The 23,763-nt window shown below is 65.7% G+C and carries 21 protein-coding genes; 17 read left to right on the forward strand and 4 right to left on the reverse strand.

Annotated elements, in window-relative coordinates; all coding sequences use genetic code 11:
* Nucleotides 1–15 precede the first annotated feature (15 nt).
* The 5 genes from M2428_RS20470 to M2428_RS20490 all read left to right on the forward strand — a co-directional run bounded on the left by M2428_RS20470 (nucleotide 16) and on the right by M2428_RS20490 (nucleotide 6,676).
* The gene (locus tag M2428_RS20470; protein ID WP_277527838.1) at nucleotides 16–2,010 is read left to right on the forward strand and encodes an ABC transporter ATP-binding protein; all 1,995 of its coding nucleotides are present in this window, start codon (nucleotides 16–18) and stop codon (nucleotides 2,008–2,010) included.
* Between the two features lie 140 nt (nucleotides 2,011–2,150).
* Nucleotides 2,151–2,582, forward strand: coding sequence for a thioesterase family protein (locus M2428_RS20475; RefSeq protein ID WP_277527807.1), 432 nt, complete (start codon nucleotides 2,151–2,153; stop codon nucleotides 2,580–2,582).
* Nucleotides 2,583–2,680: 98 nt separating this feature from the next.
* On the forward strand, nucleotides 2,681–2,953 hold the full coding sequence (locus tag M2428_RS20480) for a hypothetical protein (RefSeq protein WP_277527808.1): 273 nt from the start codon (nucleotides 2,681–2,683) through the stop codon (nucleotides 2,951–2,953).
* 92 nt (nucleotides 2,954–3,045) lie between these two features.
* Nucleotides 3,046–5,277: an AAA family ATPase gene (locus tag M2428_RS20485; RefSeq protein ID WP_277527809.1), complete on the forward strand. Its 2,232-nt coding sequence runs from the start codon at nucleotides 3,046–3,048 to the stop codon at nucleotides 5,275–5,277.
* On the forward strand, nucleotides 5,270–6,676 hold the full coding sequence (locus M2428_RS20490; RefSeq protein WP_277527810.1) for a restriction endonuclease: 1,407 nt from the start codon (nucleotides 5,270–5,272) through the stop codon (nucleotides 6,674–6,676). Before M2428_RS20485 ends, M2428_RS20490 begins: the two co-directional genes overlap by 8 nt.
* Nucleotides 6,677–6,706: 30 nt before the next feature.
* Here M2428_RS20490 and M2428_RS20495 read toward each other — a convergent pair whose 3' ends face one another.
* The 3 genes from M2428_RS20495 to M2428_RS20505 all read right to left on the reverse strand — a co-directional run bounded on the left by M2428_RS20495 (nucleotide 6,707) and on the right by M2428_RS20505 (nucleotide 8,211).
* Entirely contained in the window at nucleotides 6,707–7,039 is a 333-nt protein-coding gene (locus tag M2428_RS20495) for a hypothetical protein (protein WP_277527811.1), read from the reverse strand.
* A gap of 157 nt (nucleotides 7,040–7,196) precedes the next feature.
* Nucleotides 7,197–7,631: a very short patch repair endonuclease gene (locus M2428_RS20500; RefSeq protein ID WP_277527839.1), complete on the reverse strand. Its 435-nt coding sequence runs from the start codon at nucleotides 7,629–7,631 to the stop codon at nucleotides 7,197–7,199.
* A gap of 145 nt (nucleotides 7,632–7,776) precedes the next feature.
* Nucleotides 7,777–8,211: a pyridoxamine 5'-phosphate oxidase family protein gene (locus M2428_RS20505; RefSeq protein WP_277527812.1), complete on the reverse strand. Its 435-nt coding sequence runs from the start codon at nucleotides 8,209–8,211 to the stop codon at nucleotides 7,777–7,779.
* Nucleotides 8,212–8,483: 272 nt separating this feature from the next.
* Here M2428_RS20505 and M2428_RS20510 point away from each other — a divergent pair, with 272 nt between their 5' ends.
* Together M2428_RS20510 and M2428_RS22285 are read left to right on the forward strand one after the other, a co-directional pair.
* Nucleotides 8,484–9,068, forward strand: coding sequence for a DUF6318 family protein (locus M2428_RS20510; RefSeq protein WP_277527813.1), 585 nt, complete (start codon nucleotides 8,484–8,486; stop codon nucleotides 9,066–9,068).
* Nucleotides 9,069–9,514: 446 nt separating this feature from the next.
* Nucleotides 9,515–10,015, forward strand: a complete 501-nt coding sequence (locus tag M2428_RS22285; RefSeq protein ID WP_346780766.1) for a hypothetical protein — start codon at nucleotides 9,515–9,517, stop codon at nucleotides 10,013–10,015.
* 105 nt (nucleotides 10,016–10,120) lie between these two features.
* On the opposite strand, the gene M2428_RS20520 is transcribed toward M2428_RS22285, so the two are convergent.
* Entirely contained in the window at nucleotides 10,121–11,458 is a 1,338-nt protein-coding gene (locus tag M2428_RS20520) for a GAF domain-containing protein (RefSeq protein ID WP_277527815.1), read from the reverse strand.
* A gap of 205 nt (nucleotides 11,459–11,663) precedes the next feature.
* Between M2428_RS20520 and M2428_RS20525 the strand changes: the two genes are divergently transcribed.
* From M2428_RS20525 to M2428_RS20570, 10 genes are all read left to right on the forward strand, one after another.
* Nucleotides 11,664–13,454: an NAD(P)/FAD-dependent oxidoreductase gene (locus M2428_RS20525; protein WP_277527816.1), complete on the forward strand. Its 1,791-nt coding sequence runs from the start codon at nucleotides 11,664–11,666 to the stop codon at nucleotides 13,452–13,454.
* Nucleotides 13,455–13,600: 146 nt separating this feature from the next.
* Complete coding sequence (locus M2428_RS20530) at nucleotides 13,601–14,659, forward strand: 2,3-butanediol dehydrogenase (protein ID WP_277527817.1); 1,059 nt, start codon at nucleotides 13,601–13,603, stop codon at nucleotides 14,657–14,659.
* A 78-nt stretch (nucleotides 14,660–14,737) separates the two neighbouring features.
* The gene (locus M2428_RS20535; protein WP_277527818.1) at nucleotides 14,738–15,808 is read left to right on the forward strand and encodes an alkene reductase; all 1,071 of its coding nucleotides are present in this window, start codon (nucleotides 14,738–14,740) and stop codon (nucleotides 15,806–15,808) included.
* Nucleotides 15,809–15,930: 122 nt separating this feature from the next.
* Complete coding sequence (locus M2428_RS20540; protein WP_277527819.1) at nucleotides 15,931–16,641, forward strand: GntR family transcriptional regulator; 711 nt, start codon at nucleotides 15,931–15,933, stop codon at nucleotides 16,639–16,641.
* A 180-nt stretch (nucleotides 16,642–16,821) separates the two neighbouring features.
* The gene (locus tag M2428_RS20545; RefSeq protein ID WP_277527820.1) at nucleotides 16,822–18,150 is read left to right on the forward strand and encodes an MFS transporter; all 1,329 of its coding nucleotides are present in this window, start codon (nucleotides 16,822–16,824) and stop codon (nucleotides 18,148–18,150) included.
* A gap of 8 nt (nucleotides 18,151–18,158) precedes the next feature.
* Nucleotides 18,159–19,283 (forward strand): NAD(P)-dependent oxidoreductase, encoded by a 1,125-nt coding sequence (locus M2428_RS20550; RefSeq protein ID WP_277527821.1) that lies wholly within the window; start codon nucleotides 18,159–18,161, stop codon nucleotides 19,281–19,283.
* A gap of 78 nt (nucleotides 19,284–19,361) precedes the next feature.
* Entirely contained in the window at nucleotides 19,362–20,366 is a 1,005-nt protein-coding gene (locus tag M2428_RS20555; protein WP_277527822.1) for a sugar phosphate isomerase/epimerase family protein, read from the forward strand.
* Between the two features lie 127 nt (nucleotides 20,367–20,493).
* The gene (gene dhaL / locus M2428_RS20560) at nucleotides 20,494–22,266 is read left to right on the forward strand and encodes a dihydroxyacetone kinase subunit DhaL (protein WP_277527823.1); all 1,773 of its coding nucleotides are present in this window, start codon (nucleotides 20,494–20,496) and stop codon (nucleotides 22,264–22,266) included.
* Nucleotides 22,263–22,745, forward strand: a complete 483-nt coding sequence (locus M2428_RS20565) for a ribose-5-phosphate isomerase (protein WP_277527824.1) — start codon at nucleotides 22,263–22,265, stop codon at nucleotides 22,743–22,745. Before dhaL ends, M2428_RS20565 begins: the two co-directional genes overlap by 4 nt.
* Before the next feature lie 2 nt (nucleotides 22,746–22,747).
* On the forward strand, nucleotides 22,748–23,734 hold the full coding sequence (locus tag M2428_RS20570; protein ID WP_277527825.1) for a 3-hydroxyacyl-CoA dehydrogenase family protein: 987 nt from the start codon (nucleotides 22,748–22,750) through the stop codon (nucleotides 23,732–23,734).
* Nucleotides 23,735–23,763: the final 29 nt, after the last annotated feature.

The following is a 23,763-nucleotide window of genomic DNA, read 5'->3' on the forward strand; positions in this document are numbered from 1 at the left end:
GCCGGAACCGACGTGATGGAGGACGACTTCATCGAGGAGGAGTACACGCCCGGCGAAGCCGACGGCGGCATGTTTGGCGGTGTGCCGGCCAAGAAGGCCCAGCACTTCTGGCCCTCGGCCAAACGGCTCATGGGGCTGCTGAAACCCGAGCGCGCCGGCATCATCGTCGTGCTCGCCATGGTGACGGTCGCCGTCGTCCTCAACGTCATTGCACCGAGGATCCTGGGCCAGGCCATGGACGTGATCTTCGCGGGAGTGGTCGGCAAGCAGCTCCCGGCCGGTGCCACCAAGGAGCAGTTCATCGACGGGCTGCGCTCCCAGGGCCAGAACAACTTCGCCGACATGCTGGCCAAGATGGACGTAGTGCCGGGCACGGGCATCGATTTCCAGAAGCTCGCGTTCCTCATCAGCGTGGTGCTGGTGATGTACTTCGTCGCCAACATCTTTCTGTGGCTCCAGGGCTATGTGCTCAACGTGCTGGTCATGCGCGTGGTCCGCACCCTGCGCGATGACACCGAGAAGAAACTCAACAAGCTCCCGCTGAACTACTTCGACACCCGCCAGCGCGGCGACATCCTCTCCCGCGTCACCAACGACGTCGACAACATCCAGCAGGCGCTCCAGCAGGCCTTCGCGCAGCTCGTGAACTCGGCCCTGACGGTCCTCGGGATCGTGATCATGATGTTCATCGTGTCCTGGCAGCTGGCCCTGATCGCGCTCGTCGCCCTCCCGCTCTCCGGCGTGGCTGCCGGCATCATCGGCGCCCGCAGCCAGAAGCTCTTCGCCGCCCAGTGGAAGAACACCGGTGAACTCAACGGCCAGATAGAGGAATCGTTCTCCGGCCACGACCTAGTCCGCGTGTTCGGCCGCGACGCCGACATGCTGGCCCGCTTCGACGAGCGCAACGAGGAACTCTACAAGGCCAGCTTCGGTGCCCAGTTCGTCTCCGGCATGATCATGCCGGTCATGCAGTTTGTCTCCTACCTCAGCTACGTGGGGATCGCCGTCGTCGGTGGGCTGCGCGTGGCCTCCGGCGCCATGAGCCTGGGCGACGCCACCGCGTTCATCCAGTACTCGCGCGAGTTCACCCAGCCGCTGGGGCAGATGGCCGGCATGGCCAACATGCTGCAGTCCGGCGTCGCCTCCGCCGAGCGGGTCTTCGAATTCCTCGACGCCGACGAACAAGACGCCGAGACCGCCACCGAGCACCTCCCGGCGAAGACGGACGGACACGTCGAATTCCAGCACGTCACCTTCAGCTACACGCCGGACAGGCCGCTGATCGAGGACCTGTCCTTCACGGCCGAACCCGGACACACGGTGGCGATCGTGGGACCGACCGGGGCGGGCAAGACCACCCTGGTCAACCTCGTGATGCGCTTCTACGAACTCAACGCCGGCAGCATCACCCTGGACGGGGTGGACATCACCCGGCTGAGCCGTTCGGAGCTGCGCGCCAAGGTGGGCATGGTGCTGCAGGACGCCTGGCTGTTCGGCGGAACCATCTACGAGAACATTCGTTACGGCAAGCTGGACGCCACCGAGGACCAGATCATGGCGGCGGCCAAGGCCACGTTCGTGGACCGCTTCGTCCGCGCGCTGCCGGACGGCTACAACTCGGTCATTGACGAAGAAGGCAACAACGTCAGCGCCGGCGAAAAACAGCTGATCACCATTGCCCGGGCCTTCGTGGCGAACCCGTCGCTGCTGATTCTGGACGAGGCCACGAGTTCCGTGGATACCCGCACCGAAGCCCTGGTCCAGAAGGCCATGGCCGCGTTGCGCACGGAACGCACCAGCTTCGTCATCGCCCACCGCCTCTCCACCATCCGGGACGCGGACACCATCCTTGTCATGGAGGACGGGCAGATCGTCGAGCAGGGCCGGCACGCCCAGCTGCTGGCCATGCAGGGCGCTTACTACCGGCTGTACATGTCCCAGTTCGCCGGTGAGGACGCGGACACGGCCTTGCTGGATCCCGCGGAGGACCCGACGGCGGTGCACAGCTGAGCGCCGTCGGGCGCCCCGCCGGGGAGGCCCCGGCCGGGGCAGTACCAGCAGGGGAGGGCGCATCCGGGGCAGGCCCCGGGGAGGGCCCAACAGGGGAAGGCCCAGGCACGGAGCCCCGGCGCCTCGTGGTGGAGGTGCCGATGCGCTGGAGCGACATGGATGCCTACGGGCATATCAACAACGTCCAGATTGTCCGGATCCTGGAGGAAGCACGGATCGCGGCGTTCGGGCCGCCCCGGGGCGCCGGGCTGCCCGGAACCGAACCCCGGGTGTCGCTCTTCAACGAAATCCCGGAAGGGACCCTGGCGCTCGTGGTCGAGCACAAGATCAGGTACGTCAGGACGCTCGAATACCGGAATGTGCCCGCCGTCGTCCAGCTGTGGATTGGTGCGGTCAAGGGCGCCAGCTTCGACATCCACTACCTTGTGCAGGATCCCGTCACGCGGGAGGACTGCGTCCGGGCCACGAGCCACCTGGCATTCGTCAATGAGGCAACCGGACGGGTGCTGCGGCTGACGCCGGAGCAGAAGGAACGGCTGGCCCCGTACACCCGCCCCCACCCGGTCCACTAGCTCTACCACCAGCGTCTACCACCAGCGTCTACCACTAGCCTCTACCACCGTGCCGGTGGGGCTCCTACAATGAACAACTCCGGACGCTCTAAGGAGGCGTGGTCGTTGTGAACATGGGCAAGAACATGCACAAGAGGCACACTCGCAAGAAGAATTGGAAAGAACTCTCGCCGATGGCACGGTTCGGAACAATCGTGGCGGCCACCGTTCAGCTGACGCTGCTCATTGCTGCCCAGACGGACATCAACCGGCGGCCGGCCGAGGAGATCAGGGGCAGCAAGGCGCTGTGGCGGTTTGCCACCTTTGTGAACTTCATTGGCCCGGCCACGTATTTCACCGTCGGTGTGAAGCACCGGTCTACCGCGAAGTAGGTGCAGCGGTGCGCTTGGCTGCGGTCTACTGAACGGTAGCTTTGGGGCGGCGTTAAATGCGCGCGTTCAGTTTAAGCCTGTAAATTGAACGTATGACCCCAGCCAAGAAGCCTGCCCTGCACCGTGCCCTCGGCATCTCCAAGGAGATAGAAGACGCGGCGTGGTTTGTGCTGGGCCCGGGGCTGCTGGGCAAGGCGTCCGCCCTGGACGGCCGCACCAAAACCTGGTCAGTCCAGGCCGCCGCGGAGTTGCTGGAACGCCTTGAACGCGGCGTTCCCGATCCCAAGGCGCCGATGATGACCAACCTGCGCCAGAACCTGGAAGATGCTACCCGCGGGGCGAAGCAACTGGCCGTGGAGCTACTCTTCCTCCAGTCCCTGCCGCTGGCCCACGAGGTCAAGTCCCTGAAGGTCAAGCGGGCCCGCGTTGCCGAGGCGGCGTCCTGGCTGGAGCCTCCGCTGGAGCTCCCGGACGAGCTCTACGCGGGGATGACGGACCACGGCGTGATCCGGGACCGCACCGCGGAATTTAACTGGACCATCTGGGACCACCTGAAATGGCTCTGCCGCTTCGTGCAGCACGTCGCGCAGCGGCCGGCCCACGTCGTCCAGGCTGCGGTCAAGGATCCGCTGGCCTTCCACCGGCTGGTCGCCGGGACCCCGGATGACCAGCCGGCCATCCGCCGCAGCATTGAGTTCCTAGTCTGGCCCAGCTACTTCGAACCCGTTGTGGCCGACGTCGAACGGCAGGAGATCCGCGACGCCTTTGCTTCCCTGGTGGGCGGGGCCAAGGGGGACAGCGACGAGGACATTTCGGCGGACATCCACAGGATCCGCCTGCACCTGGACCAGCAGGCCGGGCAGCGGATCGACTGGTACTCCCGCCAGTTGGTGAGCCAGTGGCGGAAGGTCGGCGACCCCGGCCGCCGCGCCTGGCTCTTGCGCACCCACCACGAGAACGCCGAGCTGCTGGGGGAGTGGCGCGACGGGGAAGCGGTGACGCTCGACGTCGAACACCTCCGCCTGCTGGACCCCGGCGTTTCGGCCGGGCTGGTCCAAAACGCGGTGGACGAGGACTACAAGCACCTCGGCTACGTGGAGCGCGAGGACACCAAGACCGCCGTCTTCGCCTTCCTGACGGTCATGAAGCCGGGTGACCTCGCGCTTTACCAGAGCTCGGGCAAGGTCCGGATCGGCGTGGTCCTCGGCGAACCGGAGCATGGAAAGGACAACCGCCAGCTCCGCCGCAAAGTCCGCTGGTTTGATGAGGAGCACGACGCCACCGGGCTGCCCCGCCACGTGCAGCGGCAGCTGACCACGTCCGGCAACATCGTGGATATCACCCGCGTGATCCAGGCGCTCGAGGCGCTCCTGCCGGCAGAAGCGGAAGCCGAGGACGGCGACGGCGCCGAGCCGGCTGCCGCCGTCGAACCTGCCTATGAGGGTTTCCGGCCGCTGACGCCGGAGTTCGCCGCGTCGCTGCACATGGACTTGGATCCGTTGCAGGAAATCGCCGAACTCCTCGAGGAGAACCGGCAGCTGGTGCTCTACGGTCCGCCGGGAACGGGCAAGACGTACCTGGCCAAGCACCTCGCCGCCGAGCTCGCCGGCGACACCACGGACGAGCGGGTCAAGCTGGTCCAGTTCCACCCGTCCTACGCCTACGAGGACTTCTTCGAGGGCTTCCGTCCGGACAAGACGGACGAGGGCCAGGTGTCCTTCAAGCTCGTGGCAGGCCCGCTTCGCCGGCTCGCCGAGGAAGCTGCCAAGCCGGGGAACGAGAGCAAGCCGTACTTCCTGATCATCGACGAGATGAACCGGGCAAACCTCGCCAAGGTGTTCGGCGAGCTGTACTTCCTGCTCGAATACCGCGATGACCGCATCTACCTCCAATACAGCCCCAACGAGCCGTTCACCCTGCCGGACAACCTCTACATCATCGGCACCATGAACACCGCGGACCGTTCCATCGCGATGATGGACGCGGCCATCCGGCGGCGGTTCTCCTTCATCGAGCTGCATCCGAAGACCGAACCCGTGAAGGGCTCGCTGCTGCGTTTCCTCCAGGCCCGCGACCTGGACACGACGCCGGCCCTGTTGCTTGACGCCTTGAACGACGCGATCGACGAGTGGGACCGCGACCTCATGATCGGGCCCTCCTACTTCATGAAGAAGTCAGCGCAGACGCCCAAGGGCCTGCGCAGAATCTGGAAGTACGAGCTCATGCCGCTGCTGGAGGAGCACTATCACGGCCAGCTCAACCGCGCCCAGCTCGAGGAACGGTTCGGACTGGAACAACTCCTGGGCCGCCTGGCGCATGCCTAGGCTGGCCGGGGACGCGGTAGCACTAGACCGCAGCCCGTCGGACCGCACCGACAGGGCCGGGTCGGACCAGGGTGCGTCGGGGCGCAGTTCGTCGGACAGGGGTTCGGCCAAGTCGGGTTCCGCCAAGTTGGCTTCGGCCGGGCGGGGTCTGTCCGGACGCGGCGGCGCGGCCGAGCCCTGCCGTCACATTGTCCTGGACGAGCTCTCCGCCGGCGTCGTGGAGCGGCTCGATCCGGACACCGCGGCCTACGTCAACGCCAGCGGCCTGGCGAAGGCCTCACCGATGGGCATGGGCCTGTACCGGATCGAACCGGTGGGGAGCGTGGGCTCCGTGCGGACCCCCGCCGTGCAGCTGGAAGTGCGGCCGAAGGGACGGCTCGGGCTGAGCCGGCTGCTGTTCCTGCTCGGCTACGCGGGGGACCAGGGCTTCCGGGACGATTCGGTGGCCGCGGTGGAGCACACCGACCTTTGGAGCGCCCTGGCCGAATCCCTGGCGCAACTCGCGGACCGGGCGCTGAGCCGGGGCGTGCTGCAGGGGTACCTCATGGTGGAAGAATCCCTCCGGACCGTCAAGGGCCGGATCCGGATGTCGGACCAGATTTCCCGCCGCCCCGGGATGCTGGTCCCGCTGGAAGTCTCCTATGACGAGTTCACGGAGGACATCGCGGAGAACCGGATTCTGCGCGCCGCGCTGGAACGGATGTCCCAGGTGCCGCGCGTGCGGCCGGAAGTCCTGAGCCGGCTGCGCCAGCTGAAGGGAAAGCTCGACGCCGTGACGCGCCTGCAGTCCGGCGCGCCGCTGCCGCAGTGGCGGCCCAGCCGGATGAATACGCGCTACCACGCGGCCCTCCGGCTCGCCGAACTGATCCTGCGGAACGCGTCGGCGGAGGCCGGCGACGGCAAGCAGCAGTCGGCGTCGTTCGTGGTGGACATGGCAAAGGTGTTCGAGGACTTCGTGGGGACGGCCCTGCGCGAAGCCATGGCCGCTTTTCCCGGAGAAATGCGGTTGCGGTACAACGCCCTGTTGAATGAGGCCGTCCGCGACTCGGACCGGATTGTGGTCCAGCCGGGGGCCGTCCACTTCCTCGGCGGCCGGCCCGTGATGGTGTACGACGCGAAGTACAAGGCCGCCGCTGATGCCGGCGCGTCACTCTCGGCCGACCACTACCGGATGCTCGCCTACTGCACATCCTTGCGGGTGCCGACGGCGTGGATCATTTACCCGGGAGCAGGGGAAATCAAGCTGCGCCGGATTCTCAATACCGACATCGACATTGTCGAGTTCCCGCTGGATCTGTCCCTGCCGCCGTCGGAAATCCTGGCCTCCGTGGCGGATCTTGCCCAGCAGTCCTGGGGCGAAGTGCTCCGGCAGGCCAGTATCGACCGGTCAGCCAGCTAAACCGTTCAGCCAGCTAAACCGGTCAACCAGCTATGCGGATGCTTGCTGGTCGGCCACTGTCCGCAAATGTTCCAGGAGCGCCTTTTCCGGCTGGCCCGGGTTGTTCGCGACATGCCACTGAAGTTTCTCCCGCACGTCAGCTTCTTCCGGGTCGGTGCCCGCGAGGACCTCGTCGATGATCGAGGTTGCCTGCCGGCGCAGCGGCTCCAGATCAGGGTCCGCTCGGCGGAAGTGGCGGGGCCGGGGCCGGACGGAGCGATGTTTGGTGTGGCCGAGGCGAGGGAACTGAAGAACTGTGGAACCGGATTCTGCTGGCGTAGCAGCCGTGTCGGACTCGTCGTTGGACATCAGCAAGTGCGGCATCGTGCGCTCTCCCGTGTTTGCAGTACGCAGTGGTACTGACCGAATAATTCCCTAAGGCCCCCGGAGTCGAATATTAGCTGAGGCCGTTCAGCCTGCACCGGAAGCAGGCAGCGCGACACGCAGGATTTCTCCCGGTCATCGGATGTCGTCAGGAGCGCTATTCTGTTGGCGGTTCCCGGAGGAACGCGTCCAGCCGGAGCTCCAACGCCGATCGATCCTTCAGCTCGCACTCCCACACCGTGAGCACTTCCCAGCCCTCGCGCTCGAGCTGAAGCCGCTGGGCGGCGTCGCGGTTCCGGGTTCGGGTGCGTTTAGTGTCCCAGAACTCGGCATTTGCTTGGGGAGCGTGCTGCCCCACCCGGCAGTCGTGGAAATGCCAGAAGCAGCCGTTGATGAAAATGACCTTGTGGCGGCCGGCGAAGACGAGATCGGGGTTGCCCGGGAGTTTGCCGCCACCCGCCGTGCCATGCAGGCGATAGCGGTACCCCTTCGCATGCAGCAGCCTGCGGACCAGCATTTCCGGCTTGGTGTTCTTGCCCCGGATCCGGGACATGTTCCAGCTGCGCCGCTCCGGAGTCAGCTTGTCCGCCATCATTTAAGTCTAGGCGGCTGCTAAGCCTTGGCGGCTGCCGTGCAGGTCACGGCGGGAAGCACCGGACAACGCGCGTGGCGGACCGGGCGGACGACGGCGGAGCGGGCCGGGCCGACGGCGGCGGGCCGCTAGTCGCCGTCGCGCGCTAGATCTCCCGTTCCGGCTGTTCGCCGAGGAGGAAGTGGCGACCGCTGACCGACGTCGGCGTAATTTCGACGTAGAAGTCTTTCAATGTTGGAACCCACGATTTGAGTCCGAGGGCCTCCGCGGCGGCGATATCGGCCGACTTGTCGAGAACCCGCGCTGTCCCGCGCAGGACGACGGACCAGGCTTCCTCGGACAGGACGCCGTCCGTTTCGAAGAGCACCTTCGAGTTGATGGTGAGCTCGGCCAGCTTGTTGCCCGGGGCGGTGCGGAGGAACAATTTCCGTCCGCCGACTACGTAATTGACCGGGAAGATGTCAGGTTCTCCGGCCACGGTGACCACGAGCCTGCCGTGTTTGGTGCCCTCCACCAGTTTCCAGGCCTGCTCGTCGTCGAGGTTGAGGATGGGATTGCCGTCTTTGTGATCGAACATCATGCGGTTCATTGTTCTGGCCATGAAGGGCAAATGGCTAGGGGCTAAAGGACTCAAGGCGGGTGGGGTTGCCGTGATTAACCTGGCTCCTCCGAGGCGTGGCACGCTGCTGTGGATAACTTTGGTTGCCAAAATGTGACGTCGGTTACCCTTAGGTATTGCTTGGACTCGCGCGTCTTGATTTTCTATCGGGGGAGTAGCTGACCATGACATCTCGCACTTCGCTTTCCGGTCCCTGGCGAGCCTGTGCGGTCACTTGGGTGTCGATCTCCCTGATGTCGGTCACAGCGTGCAGCGGGGGCGAAACGCCACCTCCCGGATCTCCAACTGCTGAATCGCAAAGCCCGTCGGCATCGTTCACTCCGAGTGCTGTTCCGACGCCCTCCGCCAGCTACAAGCCGGCCGACGCATCAGGAAGGGCGCAGAACGTTCCGGTTCCCGAACTGCCGGAAGCTGCGAAGGCGGAGACAAAGGCAGGCCTTGAGGCATTTGCCCGGTACTGGTTCCAGCAACTGAATTTCGCGTACGAGACCGGGACTTCGTCGGGGTTGGACTCCGTAACGTCGGCTGGATGCGAGTTCTGTTCAAGGATCACAGCGTCATTGAAGACAAACTATGAGGGCGGCCGGTGGTTGGCCGGCGGCCATATTGTGACACCATCAATTAGCACTACCTACGAAGCCCAGTCGGACGGTCAGTATCAGATTGCCGTGCAAGTTCAGCAGGCGAAAATCACCTACTTCGATCCAGACGGAACGGAGTTCAGGCCACCGACTCCGCCGTCAGATACAGGCAACGTAATGCTCGCGGCGTTCAAGAATGGCGCCTGGCAAATCACCGCCCTGCATCCGCTCCGGTGAGTGCGTCAGTGTTTCGCCAGAGCCGCCGGACTTTCAGACTGCTCTTCGCTGCCTTAGTCGTGGCAGGTTCCCTAGTGTTGCCTCCTTTGGCGATGGCTGAGGAAGGGGGCGTTGATTCCGGTTTCGGAAATCAGGGTGTAGATGTTCTCGGATGGAGGCTGGATCCCGCCACGGGCAAATTTGTTGCTCTCCAGCCGGGAACCCCCTCTGCGGACCCCTTCCAATACAAGTACGAGCTTCAATGCCACTTGGGCGGAGGCGACTTTGACGCCGATTGTCTCGCCGGCGCCGTGGACTGTTCGAACGGCCCAGACGGAAAGCCTGGCATTCCCGTTGTCTGGCTCAAGGCACCAGCCGGGATTGCGAACCCCTCGTGGACCTACCACTCAGGCCCTACGTGTCTCTTCGATCCCAGGCCCGAGGACTTGCTCCTCAGAATTGCCGCAATGATCCAACGAGAGTTCCAGCGGCTTCCGATATCTGCTGGAAGTGCTACGGCCCAACCCAGCCCCAACACCCTGCGCGGAGCAGAGACCAACTTCTTTGCCAGCGCCGAAGATCAGCAGTTCGACATCACAATCCTGGCTCAGGCTGTCCACGTCACGGCCAAGCCCTCGGAATACATCTGGAGCTATGGCGACGGCACTTCGTTGGGCCCGCAACCGGCGGCCGGCGGACCGCTTCCGCAGGACCGCTGGGGCGAGAAGACCCTGACGAGCCACGTCTACGCCCAGACCGGCGACTTCCGGGTGGTTCTGACAACGCATTTCCAAGGCACTTACTCCGTCAATGGCGGCCCACCCCTTCCCATCCCGGGCCGAGGCTCCTTCAGCTCGCCGCCGCAGACCGTCAGCGTCTGGCGGTCGATCACCAGGAATTACGCAGACACCTGCCTGCAGAACCCCCAAGGCCAGGGCTGCCCCGGCGTCGCCGCTCCGCCTCCCTAGTGCGCAGCCGCGCCTGTTCCCCAGCACTGAGTCCCGGTGTTGCTCCCAGGTGGCTAGCGCGCGCGGCCCGACTGTACGCCCCAACGGTGGCTCCACGTTTCGTGGCTATGCTCGCAGCTCCCGGTCCACCCGTTCCATCCGGGCGCTCACAAGCTGGCACCGGGGATCGTTCGGTCCGATCAGCGCTGCCGCGGCAGCAGCAGTCGCCGTATCGGAGGATCCCATGTCGCTTGTGCACCACTGCAGCATCAGCCGGGCATCACCGCTGGACCGGATGGACGCTCCTACGGCTGCGTTCAGCTCGTCCCGCATGAACCCAACCGCCAGATTGGCCGAACGGGTGAGGAGTTTTGCCGAGTAGGCCGTACATGCCTCGGCAACCCGTCCGTCCCGCAGATGCGCGGCCACGACTGAGGCATCCGTGACGACGTTGACGGTTGAATCGAATCGGTAGGGGTTTGCTTCCAGGACATCGCCCAGGATGTTGCGTATCCGGTGCATCTCGGTCCGGATCGCGGCGCCGGTGCCCGTGTCACCATGGATCTCGTACGCCAGTTCATCGGCGCTCCAGCCCTGGTCACGCGAGGCCAGCAGGGCCATGATCTCGGCACGCCGCAGCGTCAGCGGGCGCCTGCTGCCGCCGTCGAGCGCCGCGGACGGCGCGTCTCCCAAGAGCCGCAGCACCAGCTGCGACTGGGCGCGGCCGTCGCGCCGTGCTCGCTGGTCGCGTCGTGCCGGGTGCCCTGGGGTCCGGGCATCGCCGTTGGGAACCGCAGCCGATCTCAGCAGCTCCTCTGCCAGCCGAACTCCACAACGCACCAGCCGCAGGCTGTCCGGCGTGACCGACTCGAACGGTCCGGAGACATCCAGGACGCCGACGATTTCGCCCGACAAAGGGTCGCGAATGGGAGATGCAGTGCAAGCCCAATCATGATGGGTCCGCACGAGGTGCTCGGCCGAGAAGAGCTGCGCCGGTGCGCCGGTTACCAAAGCCTCGCTGATGGCGTTGGTGCCGACCCCGGACTCGGACCAATCCGCGCCCTCCACGAACTCCAGCGAGTCTGCAAGGCGCAATGCCTGTTTGCTGCCAACGCGCCACAGCACTTCGCCCTCGTGGTCGGTCACGATCAGCAGATGGCGCCCGGTGACGGTTTCATCGGCCAGCAACTGCGAGAGCGCAGGCATCACCGTGGCCAGCCGATGGCCAGCACTGAGGGAGCGCGCCTCGGAAACTTCATGCCGGTGCAGCGGCCGGTGCTGGTCTGGATTGATACCCAACGCGAGGGAACGCTGCCAGGACTTGATAAGCGAAGGGGACAAGTGCGGATCCGGGTGGCCGGAAATGGTGGCCTCGTGCGCCGCCCGAAGAGTTCGGGCGTACTCCGCCGGCGCGGAAAACCTGAGGTCTGAGGGATGCGTAATGGAGCCATTGCCCTGCCGCATGCTCATTCTCCCAACTCGCCCTCGAATCGTCGCACCCGGCTGGTTCCCCGCCGCCGTCGTCTACCGTGCGCGCCGGCCGACAGCTTGAGAGCTCCGTGTAACCCGATTGTAACCCCCTGCGATCTTTACTTGTGATGCGGGTCACGGCGTGGTCTAGGCATCACGCAACGGGAACGACCCACTGTCAGCAATGGAAAGAGGAATCATGCCTGAGACACCAAACGGCGTCGTCGGGGCGTGGCTGGCGCAGTTCGATGAGGCGCTGCGCAGCCACAACACGGACGCCGCACTGGAACTTTTCGACGACGATTCGTACTGGCGCGACTTCGTCTCCTTCACCTGGAACCTCAAGACACTCGAAGGCAAAGCAGCCATCGGCCGCATGCTCGACGCCACCCTGGACGATGTCCAGCCCAGCAACTGGACCCTCGCCGAGGACGCCACCGGGGATGCGGCAAACGCCGAGGCCTGGGTGAATTTCGAGACCGCCCAAGCCAGGGGCTACGCCCATTTGCGCCTCCGGAATGGAAAGTGCTGGACGCTGCTCACCACCATGCAGGAGCTCAAGGGCTTCGAGGAAAGGAAGGGCCCCAACCGGGAGAAGGGGGTCGCCCATGAGATCACCAAGGGTCGCAAATCCTGGCTGGAACTGAAGGAAGAGCAAGAAGCGCGGCTGGGCTACGAAGACCAGCCCTACACCGTCATCATTGGCGGCGGACAAGGCGGAATCGGACTGGGGGCGCGGCTGCGGAGACTCGGCGTGCCCACCATCATCATCGAAAAGAATGAGCGTCCGGGCGACTCGTGGCGCAACCGCTACAAGTCCCTCCACCTGCACGATCCGGTCTGGTACGACCACCTTCCCTACATAAAGTTCCCCGACGACTGGCCGGTTTTCGCGGCCAAGGACAAGATCGGCGACTGGCTGGAAAACTACACACGGATCATGGAACTGAACTACTGGTCCAAGACCGAGTGCACCAACGCCCGCTTCGACGAATCGTCCCAAAAGTGGGTGGTGGAGGTGATGCGCGACGGTGAACCGGTCACCCTGCGCCCCGAGCAGCTTATCTTCGCCCTGGGTGTTTCGGGGTACCCCAGCGTCCCCGCATTCGACGGCGCCGAGTCCTTCCTGGGGCAGCAGTACCACTCGTCCAAGCACCCGGGCGGTGGAGACTGGACCGGCAAGAAGGCTGTGGTCATCGGCTCCAATAATTCAGCCCACGATATCTGTGCCGATCTCTGGGAGCATGGGGCCGATGTCACCATGGTCCAGCGGTCCTCCACGCATATTGCCCGCAGCGAGTCCCTCATGGACCTTGCGCTGGGCGATCTGTATTCCGAAAAGGCACTCGCCAACGGCGTCACCACGGAGAAAGCCGATCTGCTGTTTGCGTCGTTGCCATACCGGATTCTGCCCGAAGCCCAGATCCCTGTTTATGCGGAGATGGCCAAGCGGGACGCCGGCTTCTATTCCCAGCTGGAGGCAGCAGGCTTTGACCTGGACTTCGGCGTTGACGGTTCCGGCCTGTTCCTGAAGTACCTGAGGCGCGGTTCCGGCTACTACATCGACGTCGGTGCCTCGCAGCTCATCATCGACGGTCGGGTCAAGCTCGCCAACGGCGAGGTCAGCAAGATCACCGGCAACTCCGTCGTGATGGCCAACGGAACGGAACTGGATGCAGACGTCATCATCTACGCCACCGGTTATGGGTCGATGAACGGCTGGTTGGCTGATTTGGTCTCGCCCGAGGTAGCCGACGCCGTCGGCAAGTGCTGGGGGTTCGGATCAGATACGCCCAAAGATCCGGGCCCGTGGGAAGGGGAACTCCGCAATATGTGGAAGCCCACAAACGTGGAGAACCTCTGGATCCATGGCGGCAATCTGCACCAGAGCCGTCACTACTCCACCTATCTGGCCCTGCAGCTCAAAGCAAGGATGGAAGGACTGCCAACGCCGGTCTTCGAGCTGCAGCCCACACACCACACGCGCTGACTACACCTGCTGACACACACGGGTCGTGACAATCACAGTCACGGCAACCAGACTGGGGTTACGGCCCCGTCGTGAGAATCCAACTTTTATTCCGTGGATGCGCCTGATCGGCGCATCCACGGCCTGGAATGCGAAGGCGAAACACCATGAAAGCAGCACGATTCCACGCCCGCGAGGATCTCCGGATCGAAGATGTTCCAGAGCCGGAGCTGTGTCCGGGAACGGTGAAGATCGCCGTGGCCTGGTGCGGCATCTGCGGCACCGACCTCCATGAATTCCTCGAAGGACCTATTTTCACCCCGCCGCCCGGCCACCCCCACCCGCTTACCCACGAGGCCGCCCCGGTCACCCTGGGGCACGAGTTCTCCGGCACTGTAGAGGAAATTGGTGATGGCGTCAGCGGTCTGGCCGTCGGAGACAACGTTGTCGTTGAGCCGTACGTCGTCTGCAATGAATGCGGTCCCTGCCTCAGCGGACACTACAACCTGTGCACAAAGTTGGGCTTCATAGGTTTGGCGGGTGGCGGTGGCGGATTGAGCGAGAAGATCGTCGTCAACACACGTTGGGTGCACCCTGTCGGCGACATTCCCTTGGACGAGGCCGCACTCATCGAACCTCTCGCGGTGGCGTATCACGCAGTCGGCAGGAGCGACCTCAAAGCCGGGGACGTCGCCGTCGTCGGGGGTGCGGGACCCATCGGGCTTCTGACCGCCGCGGTCCTCAAAGGCATCGGCATCACCACGATCGTTACTGAGCTGTCGGCCGCCCGCAAGGACAAGGCGGCATCGTCCGGAGTTGCGGATCATGTTCTCGACCCCAGTACCGACGACGTCAAGGCGCGAGTGCTGGAACTGACCAACGGCGCAGGGGCCAATGCTGCGTTTGAATGCGCCGGCGTGAATGCCGTGTTGGACACGATGCTCGACGTCGTGAAGCCGGCCGGCGTCGTCGTCAACGTCTCCATCTGGGGACACCCGGCCACAGTGGATATGCAGAAAGTGGTGCTGAAAGAAATTGATCTGCGCGGCACCATCGCCTACTGCGGCGATCATGAAGCCGCCATCAAACTCGTCCAGGAGGGAAAAGTCGACCTCAAACCCTTCATCACCGGAAGAATCGCCCTGGACGATTTGGTGGATAAGGGGTTCGACACGCTGATCAACCACAACGACACCGCGGTGAAGATCATCGTCCACCCGTCGTGATCCGAGTCTCAGATGGAATAGTTGCAAACGCTGTGCAGTTAGCCCCAATGAACCAATCCATTGTGAAAGGAACTGCGCATGCTGTTTTCCCCGATGACCCTCGGCGAGCTGGAACTACCCAACCGACTCGTGATGGCGCCGCTTACCCGCGTACGCTCGGGCAACGAAGGAATCCCCGGCCCGTTGGTGGTCGAACATTACCGCCAGCGCGCCTCGCTGGGCCTGATCGTCAGTGAGGGCACGTACCCCAGCCACGCCGGCCGAGGCTTCCCGGGCCAGCCCGGACTGGTGACCGACGAGCAGCTCGCGGGCTGGGCCAACGTTACTGCCGCCGTGCACGCTGAGGGTGGCCGCATCTTCGCCCAGGTCATGCACGCCGGCAGGGTTACCCACCAGGACACCACCGGTGGCTACGAGGTGGTCGCACCCAGTGCCATTGCCATCGACGGCGAGACCCGCACGTACGAGGGCAAGCAGGCGTTCCCCGTACCGCACGCCCTGACCACCGAGGAACTGCCGGGCATCGTCGAAGAATTCGTGACGGCCTCCCGCAAAGCCGTAGAGGCAGGGTTCGACGGCGTCGAACTTCACTCGGCCAACGGCTACCTGCTGCACGAGTTCCTCACTCCGGCCGCCAATCAGCGCGACGACGTCTACGGCGGCTCTCCGGAGAACCGGGCGCGCTTCGTGATCGAAGTTACCCGGGCCGTGGTGGACGCCATTGGCGCGGACCGCGTCGGCATCCGCATCTCCCCGGAGCACAATGTCCAGGGTGCCCTCGAACTCGACGCAGCAGACGTCCAGGCGACCTACGCCAACCTTGTGGGCGCGCTGGCTCCGCTGAAGCTGGCCTACCTCAGCATCCTTCACAAGGACCCCGCCAGCGAGCTGGTCCGGGACCTGCGTGCACGGTTCAACGGAACGTTTCTGGTCAACACCGGCTTCGGCATCGTCACCACGCGCGACGAGGCCACTGCCCTGGTCGCGGACGGCCACGCTGACGCCGTCGTCGTCGGACGCCCGGCCATCGCCAACCCGGACCTGGTCCGCCGCTGGCGCGAAGGCCTGCCGGTCAACGAGGCGAATCCGGCCACGTTCTACACCGACGGCGCCGAGGGCTACACGGACTACCCGGCCTACCAGAACTAGGCAGCGGCGCCACCTCCACCACTGGACATGTCCAGCCGTGGCAACAAAGAGTGGGCAGAACACCGTTCTGCCCACTCTTTGGGTTAAGGAATGGGCATGTCCGCGTCCTATAGGATCTGAAGATGCAACCAGCTTCCTCCGGGAGTCGCCCTGAGGGCCACTACGCGGGCCGTCCCGTCAGCCGCCAGGTCCTCGCCGACCACGTCTATGAAGAGCTTTTGGCGTCGCTGATGGACGGGCGGCTCGAACCCGGGGCAGCCGTGAGTATCGATGGAACCGCCCGGGAGCTCAATGTTTCCCCGACGCCGGTGCGCGAGGCGCTTGCGCGTCTCGAACACACTGGAATGGTTCGCCGCGTCGCGCTCAAGGGCTACCGGGTTGCGCCGATGTTCACCCAGGAGGACTTCGCCGAACTCATGGAAGCAAGGCTTGCCATCGAGCCGGTGAATGCCCGCCTGGCGTGCGCCCGGCAGACGCCGGCGCACCATGCCGAGCTGGCCACGGCCGTGGCCGACCTCAAGAAGGCGCCGCGGGGCCCGTCGTTTGCCGAATACCGCGACTATCTGGAAGCCGATGAGCGGTTCCACCGGTTGATCGCGGAGCAGACCGGCAACCAGTTCATGGTGGCCGCCTATGCCGCCCTCGGTGGGCAGGTCCAGCGCTTCCGCCTCTTCGGCGGCGTCGGCATCACGGACGCGGAACAGGCGATCGCCGAGCACCAGGCGGTCCTGGACGCGCTGTCCACCGGTGACCCGGAGCAGGCCGCAACCGCCATGGTTGAGCACGTGCAGAAGGTGCGCGGCCGCGCCATCGCGGACGCTCCCGCAGAATAAGTCGTCGTTCCGGCGACTTCCGGCGACTTCGGGATACTTCCGCAGGCTTCCTGAGGCCTGCTCAGCGGACCCATCAATAACTTTCTTGTGACCCTCTTCACAATTGGATCGAAGACCCTATAGGATCTTCGATTGTGACCGGCTACGGTGCCGGCAAGGGGATTCACGAGGGAGTGAAGAGTGCAAACAGAAACTTTGGCCGCAGGGCCCAAGGAATCAGCAACACGCCGCACCATTAAGAATCTGCGGTGGTGGATCCTTGGCTGGGCGCTGGCCGCCGGCATCATCAACTACATGGACCGCAGCGCGATCTCCATCGCCGCGCCGCAACTGATCAAAGACTTCGGCATGAGCCGGACTGACATTGGCCTCCTGGGCACCGTGTTCTCCTGGACCTACGCATTTGCCCAGCTGCCCGCCGGCTGGCTCGTGGACAAGCTTGGCGCCCGCCGGATGTACTTCCTGGCAATCGCGGGCTGGAGCATCGCGACCGCGCTGATGGCCATCGGCGGCAAGATGTGGCAGTTCATCACCTTCCGCTTCCTGCTCGGCATCACCGAAGCCCCGAACGGTCCGGCGTCGGCCAAGCTCACCGCCGACTGGTTCCCCCGGGCCGAACGCGGACAGGCCACCGCCATCTGGGACAGTGGCTCCAAATGGGGACCGGCCATCGCCCCGCCCGTCCTGACCGCCATCATGCTCGCCTTCGGCTGGCAGGCCATCTTCATCTTCCTCGGCGTCGCAGGCCTCGTACTGGCGCTGGCATTCTTCCTGTACTACCGCGCTCCCGAGGAGCACAAGCGCATCAGCGCCAAGGAACTGGACTACATCGAAAGCCAGCGCACCACCCAGCTCCTGACGGCCAAGAAGGTCTCCTGGCTCGGCCTCTTCAAGCACCGCCAGATCTGGGGCATGATGGCCGGCTTCTTCTGCGTCATCTGGATCTGGAACATCTTCATCGTCTTCCTGCCGCTCTACCTGCAGGAAGAACGCGGTGCCAGCATCGCCAGCTCCGGCTGGCTCGCGGCCGTCCCGTACCTAGGCGCAGCCATCCTCGGAATCACCGGCGGCTGGGTCATGACGCGCTACTCGAAGAAGGCAGGGCGCGATCCGCTGCTGGCCAAGCGCCACGTGATGTCCGTAGCCGCGATTGCCGCCGGTATCCTGATCTGCCTCATCCCGTTCGTGGATTCCCTCCCGCTCGCCATCGCCGTCATGACCGTGGCACTGGGCTTCGTCGCCACCATGCAGGCAGCCGCCTGGGCCATGCCCGGCGACATCGTGGACAACTCCCAGGTTGCCTCGGTCGGTGCCATCCAGAACTTCGGCGGCTACTTCGGCGGCGCCTTTGCCCCGCTGCTGACCGGCGTGATCGCCGACGCCACCGGCTCCTACGCGCCGTCCTTCGTGATCGGCGGCATCATCGCGGCCCTGGCCGCCGTGGCTTACACCGTGCTGGTCCGCGAACCCATCAAGGACAAAACCGCAGTACTGCAGACAGAAAGCTGAACCGACGCATGAGCACAGCAACAAATGCATTGACGACGACGGCGGTCGCCACCTCGGCGGCCGCCTCGGCGGCGGGAACCGCCACTGTGGGAACCAGCGCTGCGGGAACCGCCCAACCGCCGTTCACCGTGGCGGTCACGGCCGACGCTGCGCGGCCCGACGGAAGCTCGATTCACGGGGATCTGGGGCTGCAGCGGCTCAGCGAGAACGGCATCAGCTGGAGCGTCCTGCCCAGCTACACAGACCCGGTTCCGTTGCCCGACCTCGCCGGGGTCCAGGCCGTCCTGTCGCTGGGACACATCGCCTTCGATTCACGCACCGTGGACCACGCTCCCGACCTGAGGCTGATCGCCCGGTTCGGGGCCGGCTACGAAACCATCGATTTGGACGCCTGCACCCGCGCCGGCGTCGTTGTCACCAACACCCCGGACGCGATCCGGCGGCCGTTGGCGGTGGCGGGGCTGACGCTGCTCCTGGCGCTCTCCCACAAGCTCCTGGCCAAGGACCGGTTGACCCGGACTTCGGACTGGGCGCAGCGCGAGCACTACCGCGGCGCGCCGCTGGTGGGGCAAACGGTCGGCATCGTGGGCTTCGGCAGCGTGGGCGCTGAGCTTGCCCGCCTGCTGGCGCCGCTCGGGATGAAGGTCGTGGGCAACAACCGCAGCGGCCGACACGCGGAGGCCGCCGGGCTCGGCGTCGAACTGCTGGGCCTGAACGAGCTCCTGGAGCGCTCGGATTACGTGGTGCTCTGCGCCGCGCTGACCCCGGCGACCCAGAAGCTGATCGACGCCGCCGCGTTGGCCCGGATGAAGAAAGGCGCCTACTTGATCAACATTGGCCGCGGAAAGCTCGTGGACACGGATGCCCTCCGGGACGCCCTGCGGGAGGGTCGGATCGCCGGCGCAGGCTTGGACGTCTTCGAGCCGGAGCCGCTGCTTCCCGACGACGAGCTCCTGACCTTGGACAACGTGGTGCTGTCCCCGCATTCCCTGTGCTGGACCGAGGACTTCACCCGGGACGTCGCGTCCAGCGCCATTGCCTCGATCCTGGCCGTCGCGGCAGGGGAGCGCCCCGCCAACGTCCTGAATCCGGAGGTGTTCGCAACCGCGGCTTTCGCCGCGAAGCGCGGGTAAAGCCAGGTGTGACCTTGACAACATCAGCCCAGATAGTAGATCCTATAGGAAACAGGATTCCACGAAGGAGTGAACCCCATGGCCTATACAGCCGAAAACTGGCCCATCACCGCAGCGCTCCTGCAGTTCCCGGGAACCGACGCACAGGGTAAGCACATCAACGACGCCGACGCCGCCGCCTGGGCCGAGGTCCTCACCGAGGTCAAGGACGCCGGTTTTGCCGACGCCGACCTCACGGACAGCTGGGTCCGCCCCGGCGACCTGAGCTCCGCCCGGCTCGCGGAGTTCAAGCAGACCGCGGAGACCGTCGGCATCGGCATCCCGGTCATCTCCGCGATCCGCCGCAGCGTGATCGAGGAAGGCAACTGGGAAGCGAACCTGGCGTACAGCCACCGCACCATCGACGCCGCCGCCGAGCTGGGCTGCGAGGTGGTCTCGTTCGGGCTGCACCAGGCCATCACCGCCGAGCAGCAGAAGCAGCTGTGGTTCTGGACTCTCGAGGGCTACAAGGACCCGGTGGGCGACAAGGAAACCTGGGGCAAGGCCGTGAGCCGCCTGCGGGAACTCGGCCGGCACGCGGCCGAGGTCGGCGTGCTGCTGTCCCTGGAGATGTACGAGGACACCTACCTCGGCACCGCGGACTCCTCGGTCCAGCTGGTGCAGGACATCGGCCTGGCCAACGTCGGCCTCAACCCGGACATCGGCAACCTCATCCGGCTGCACCGGCCGATCGAGGACTGGCGCGAGATGGTCGCCAAGACGCTGCCGTACTCCAACTACTGGCACATGAAGAACTACATCCGCGACGAGGACGTCGCCCGGGACACCTACGTCGCGATGCCGGCCCCGATGGAAAGCGGCCTGATCAACTACCGCGAGGCGTTCAAGGTGGCCCTGTCCGTGGGCTTCCAGGGCATCCTGTGCACCGAGCACTACGGCGGCGACGGCCTGTCCGTTACGGCCAGCAACCAGGACTACCTCCGCCGCCAGGTCCTGCCCAAGACCGACGGCTACGCCCTCGGCCAGAGCCAGGTGGCCCAGGGCCGGCAGCTGCCCGCAGCCACGGCACTCGCCAGTGTCTGACGCAGGCGCCTGATACCGGGGCTTGGTGCGGCCGTCAAGCCATTTGGGGGGCGGCCGCACCACCCCAGCCCCAACTCAGCTCTCTACCCACAGCATTAGTTCTCCAACACGGATTCAATGAGGAACCATGACCCAGATCTTCGACAATCCCGCTGATTTCGCGGATGAGGCACTGGACGGCTTCGTGGCGGCCAACCGCGGCTACGTGGCCCGTGTCGACGGCGGCGTGGTCCGCTCCACCGAGGTCCCGGCCGGGCAGGTCGCCCTGGTGGTCGGCGGCGGCTCCGGGCACTACCCGGCCTTCGCCGGCCTGGTCGGGCCGGGCCTGGCCGCCGGATCGGCGTGCGGGAACATGTTCGCCTCGCCCGCGGCCGGGCAGGTCTACCGGGTGGCCAAGGCCGCCCACGCCGGCGGCGGGGTGCTGCTGAGCTACGGCAACTACGCCGGCGACGTGCTGCACTTCGGCCAGGCCCAGCTGCGCCTGAACGCCGAAGGCATCGAGACCCGCACCGTCCTGGTCACCGACGACATCGCCAGCGCCCCGCCGGAGCAGATCGGGAAGCGCCGCGGCATCGCCGGGGACCTGACGGTCTTCAAGATCGCCGGCGCCGCCGCCGAGGCCGGGCTGGGCCTGGACGAGGTGGAACGGCTGGCCATCAAAACCAACCACCGCACCCGCTCCCTCGGCGTGGCCTTCGGCGGCTGCACCCTGCCCGGCGCGGACGCGCCGCTGTTCACCGTCCCGGCGGGCCAGATGTCGCTGGGCTTGGGCATCCACGGCGAACCGGGCATCTCCGAGCAGCCGATGCCGACCGCCTCGGAACTGGCCGAGCTCCTGGTCAGCCGGCTCCTGGCCGACAAACCGGACGGCGCCGGCACCCGCGTGGTCGCGATCGTCAACGGCCTCGGCACGGTCAAGTACGACGAACTCTTCCTGCTCTTCGGCAAGATCGAAAAGCTCCTCGACGCCGCCGGGCTGACCGTGGTGGAACCCGAATGCGGCGAGCTCGTCACCAGCCTGGACATGTCCGGGCTCTCGCTGACCCTGCTCTGGCTGGACGAGGAACTCGAACGGTACTGGGCCGCCCCGGCCGACACCCCCGCGTTCCGCAAGGGCAACCTGGCGCCCCGCGCCCGCCGCGAACTCGCCGGTCCGGAAGCCTCCTTGACCGCCGACGTTGAACGGCCCACCGCAGCGGCGGCGGCCCTCGGCCGGTTGGCGGCCGACCTGCTCGGCCAGACGCAGAACGTGATCATTGAGCATGAGGAGGAACTCGGCCGCCTCGATGCCATCGCCGGCGACGGCGACCACGGCATCGGGATGCGCCGCGGCGTGGACGCGGCCGTCGCCGCAGCCGAGCAAGCTGCTGCGGATGATGGCGGCGCGTCGCCGTCGCGGGTCCTGACCGCTGCGGGGGAGGCCTGGAGTGAACGCGCCGGCGGCACTTCGGGCGCGCTCTGGGGCTCGGCGGTCATCGCGGCCGGACTGGCCCTGGGCAACCGGGACAGCTACTCCGGCGGGGACGCAGCCGCCGCGGTTACGGCCTTCGTTGACGCGATCACCGAGCTCGGCAAGGCCGAGTTGGGCGACAAGACGATGGTGGACGCCCTCGTGCCGTTCCGGGACGCGTTCCTCACGGCCTTCGACGCCGGCGCCTCAGTGACTGACTCGCTCGCCGCAGCAGCGGAAGCCGCCACTGCCGCCGCGGACGGGACATCCGGATTGCGCCCGCTCAAAGGCCGGGCCCGCCCGCTCGCCGAGAAGAGCCTCGGCCACCCCGACCCCGGCGCGGTGTCCTTCGCACTTATCGCCACGCGGATTTCTGCACACACCGAAACTTCCAGCACAGGAACCCGGCTCGCTACCTCCGAGCCGGCGGAACAAGGAGCAAAAGCATGAGCACAACAACAGGCTGGCGCATCGTCGTCGGCAACGATGAGGCCGGCGTCGAATACAAGAACGCCCTGAAGGCACTCCTCGAAGCGGACCCCCGCGTGGCGTCCGTGCTGGACATCGGCGTCGGACCGGACGACTCCACCGCCTATCCGCACGTGGCCGTCGACGCAGCCCGCAAGATCGCCGAGGGCGACGCCGACCGGGCACTGCTGATCTGCGGCACCGGCCTGGGCGTGGCCATCGCGGCCAACAAGGTCCCCGGCATCCGTGCCGTCACCGCGCACGACAGCTACTCCGTGGAACGCTCCGTCCTGAGCAACAACGCCCAGGTCCTCACCATGGGCCAGCGCGTCATCGGGCTGGAACTCGCCAAGAAGCTCGTGGGCGAATGGCTGAGCCACCGCTTCGACGAAAGCTCCTCCTCCGCCGCCAAGGTGGACGCCATCGGCTCCTACGAACCCGAATACACGAAGGCAGTCTGAACATGACCGAATCAACAGAAACCGCAGCGGCCATCAACGCCGCCCGCAAGATCGCCGTCGTCGGCTCCGGCTACATGGGCGGCGGGATCGCCCAGGTCCTGGCGCTCGGCGGCGCCCGGGTTGCCCTCGCGGACGTGTCCGCCGAAGTGGCGCAGAAGAACTACGAGCGGCTCCTGACCGAATCCGACGAATTCGTGGCCGCGGGTCTCTTCCCCGCAGGTTCCACCGCCATCCTGAAGGAAAACCTCTGGGCCGCCAAGGACATCGAGGAAGCCGTGGCCGACGCGGACTTCATCGAAGAAGCCGTCCCCGAGGTGATCGGAATCAAGCACCAGACCCTGGCCCGGATCAGCGCCGCCGCCCGGCCGGACGCCATCATCGGCTCCAACACCTCCACGATCTCCATCGCGGAGCTGTCCGAGCCGGTGACCAACCCGGAACGCTTCCTGGGCGTGCACTTCTCCAACCCCTCGCCCTTCATCCCCGGCGTGGAAATCATCCCCCACGCCGGCACCTCGGCCGCCACCGTCGGCGCCGTCCGCGACCTCGTACACGCGGCCAACAAGCAGACCGCCGTCGTCAAGGACGTCACCGGCTTTGTGCTCAACCGGCTCCAGTACGCCCTCTTCCACGAGGCCGCCCAGCTGGTGGAGCAGGAAATCGCGACCGCGGAAGACATCGACACCCTGGTCCGCACCACCTTCGGCTTCCGGCTGCCGTTCTTCGGCCCCTTCGCGATCGCCGACATGGCAGGCCTGGACGTCTACAACTTCTGCTACAAGTCCCTGCAGACCGAATTCCCGGAACGCTTCGCCACCCCGAAGATCCTCACCGAGCTGGTGGAGGCCGGAAAGCTGGGCACCAAGACCGGGGCCGGCTTCCTCAACGTCCCCGCCGAGCGCACACCGGAACTGATCGCGTACCGGAACAAGGCCTACGTGGCCATGCAGAAGCTCATCGACGAGCTCGGCCCCGCCCCCATCAACTGACCTCCAGCGTTCACTTCACTTCAGGAGCA

The sequence above is a fragment of the Arthrobacter sp. ES3-54 genome (genome assembly GCF_029504395.1).
Lineage (GTDB): Bacteria > Actinomycetota > Actinomycetes > Actinomycetales > Micrococcaceae > Arthrobacter.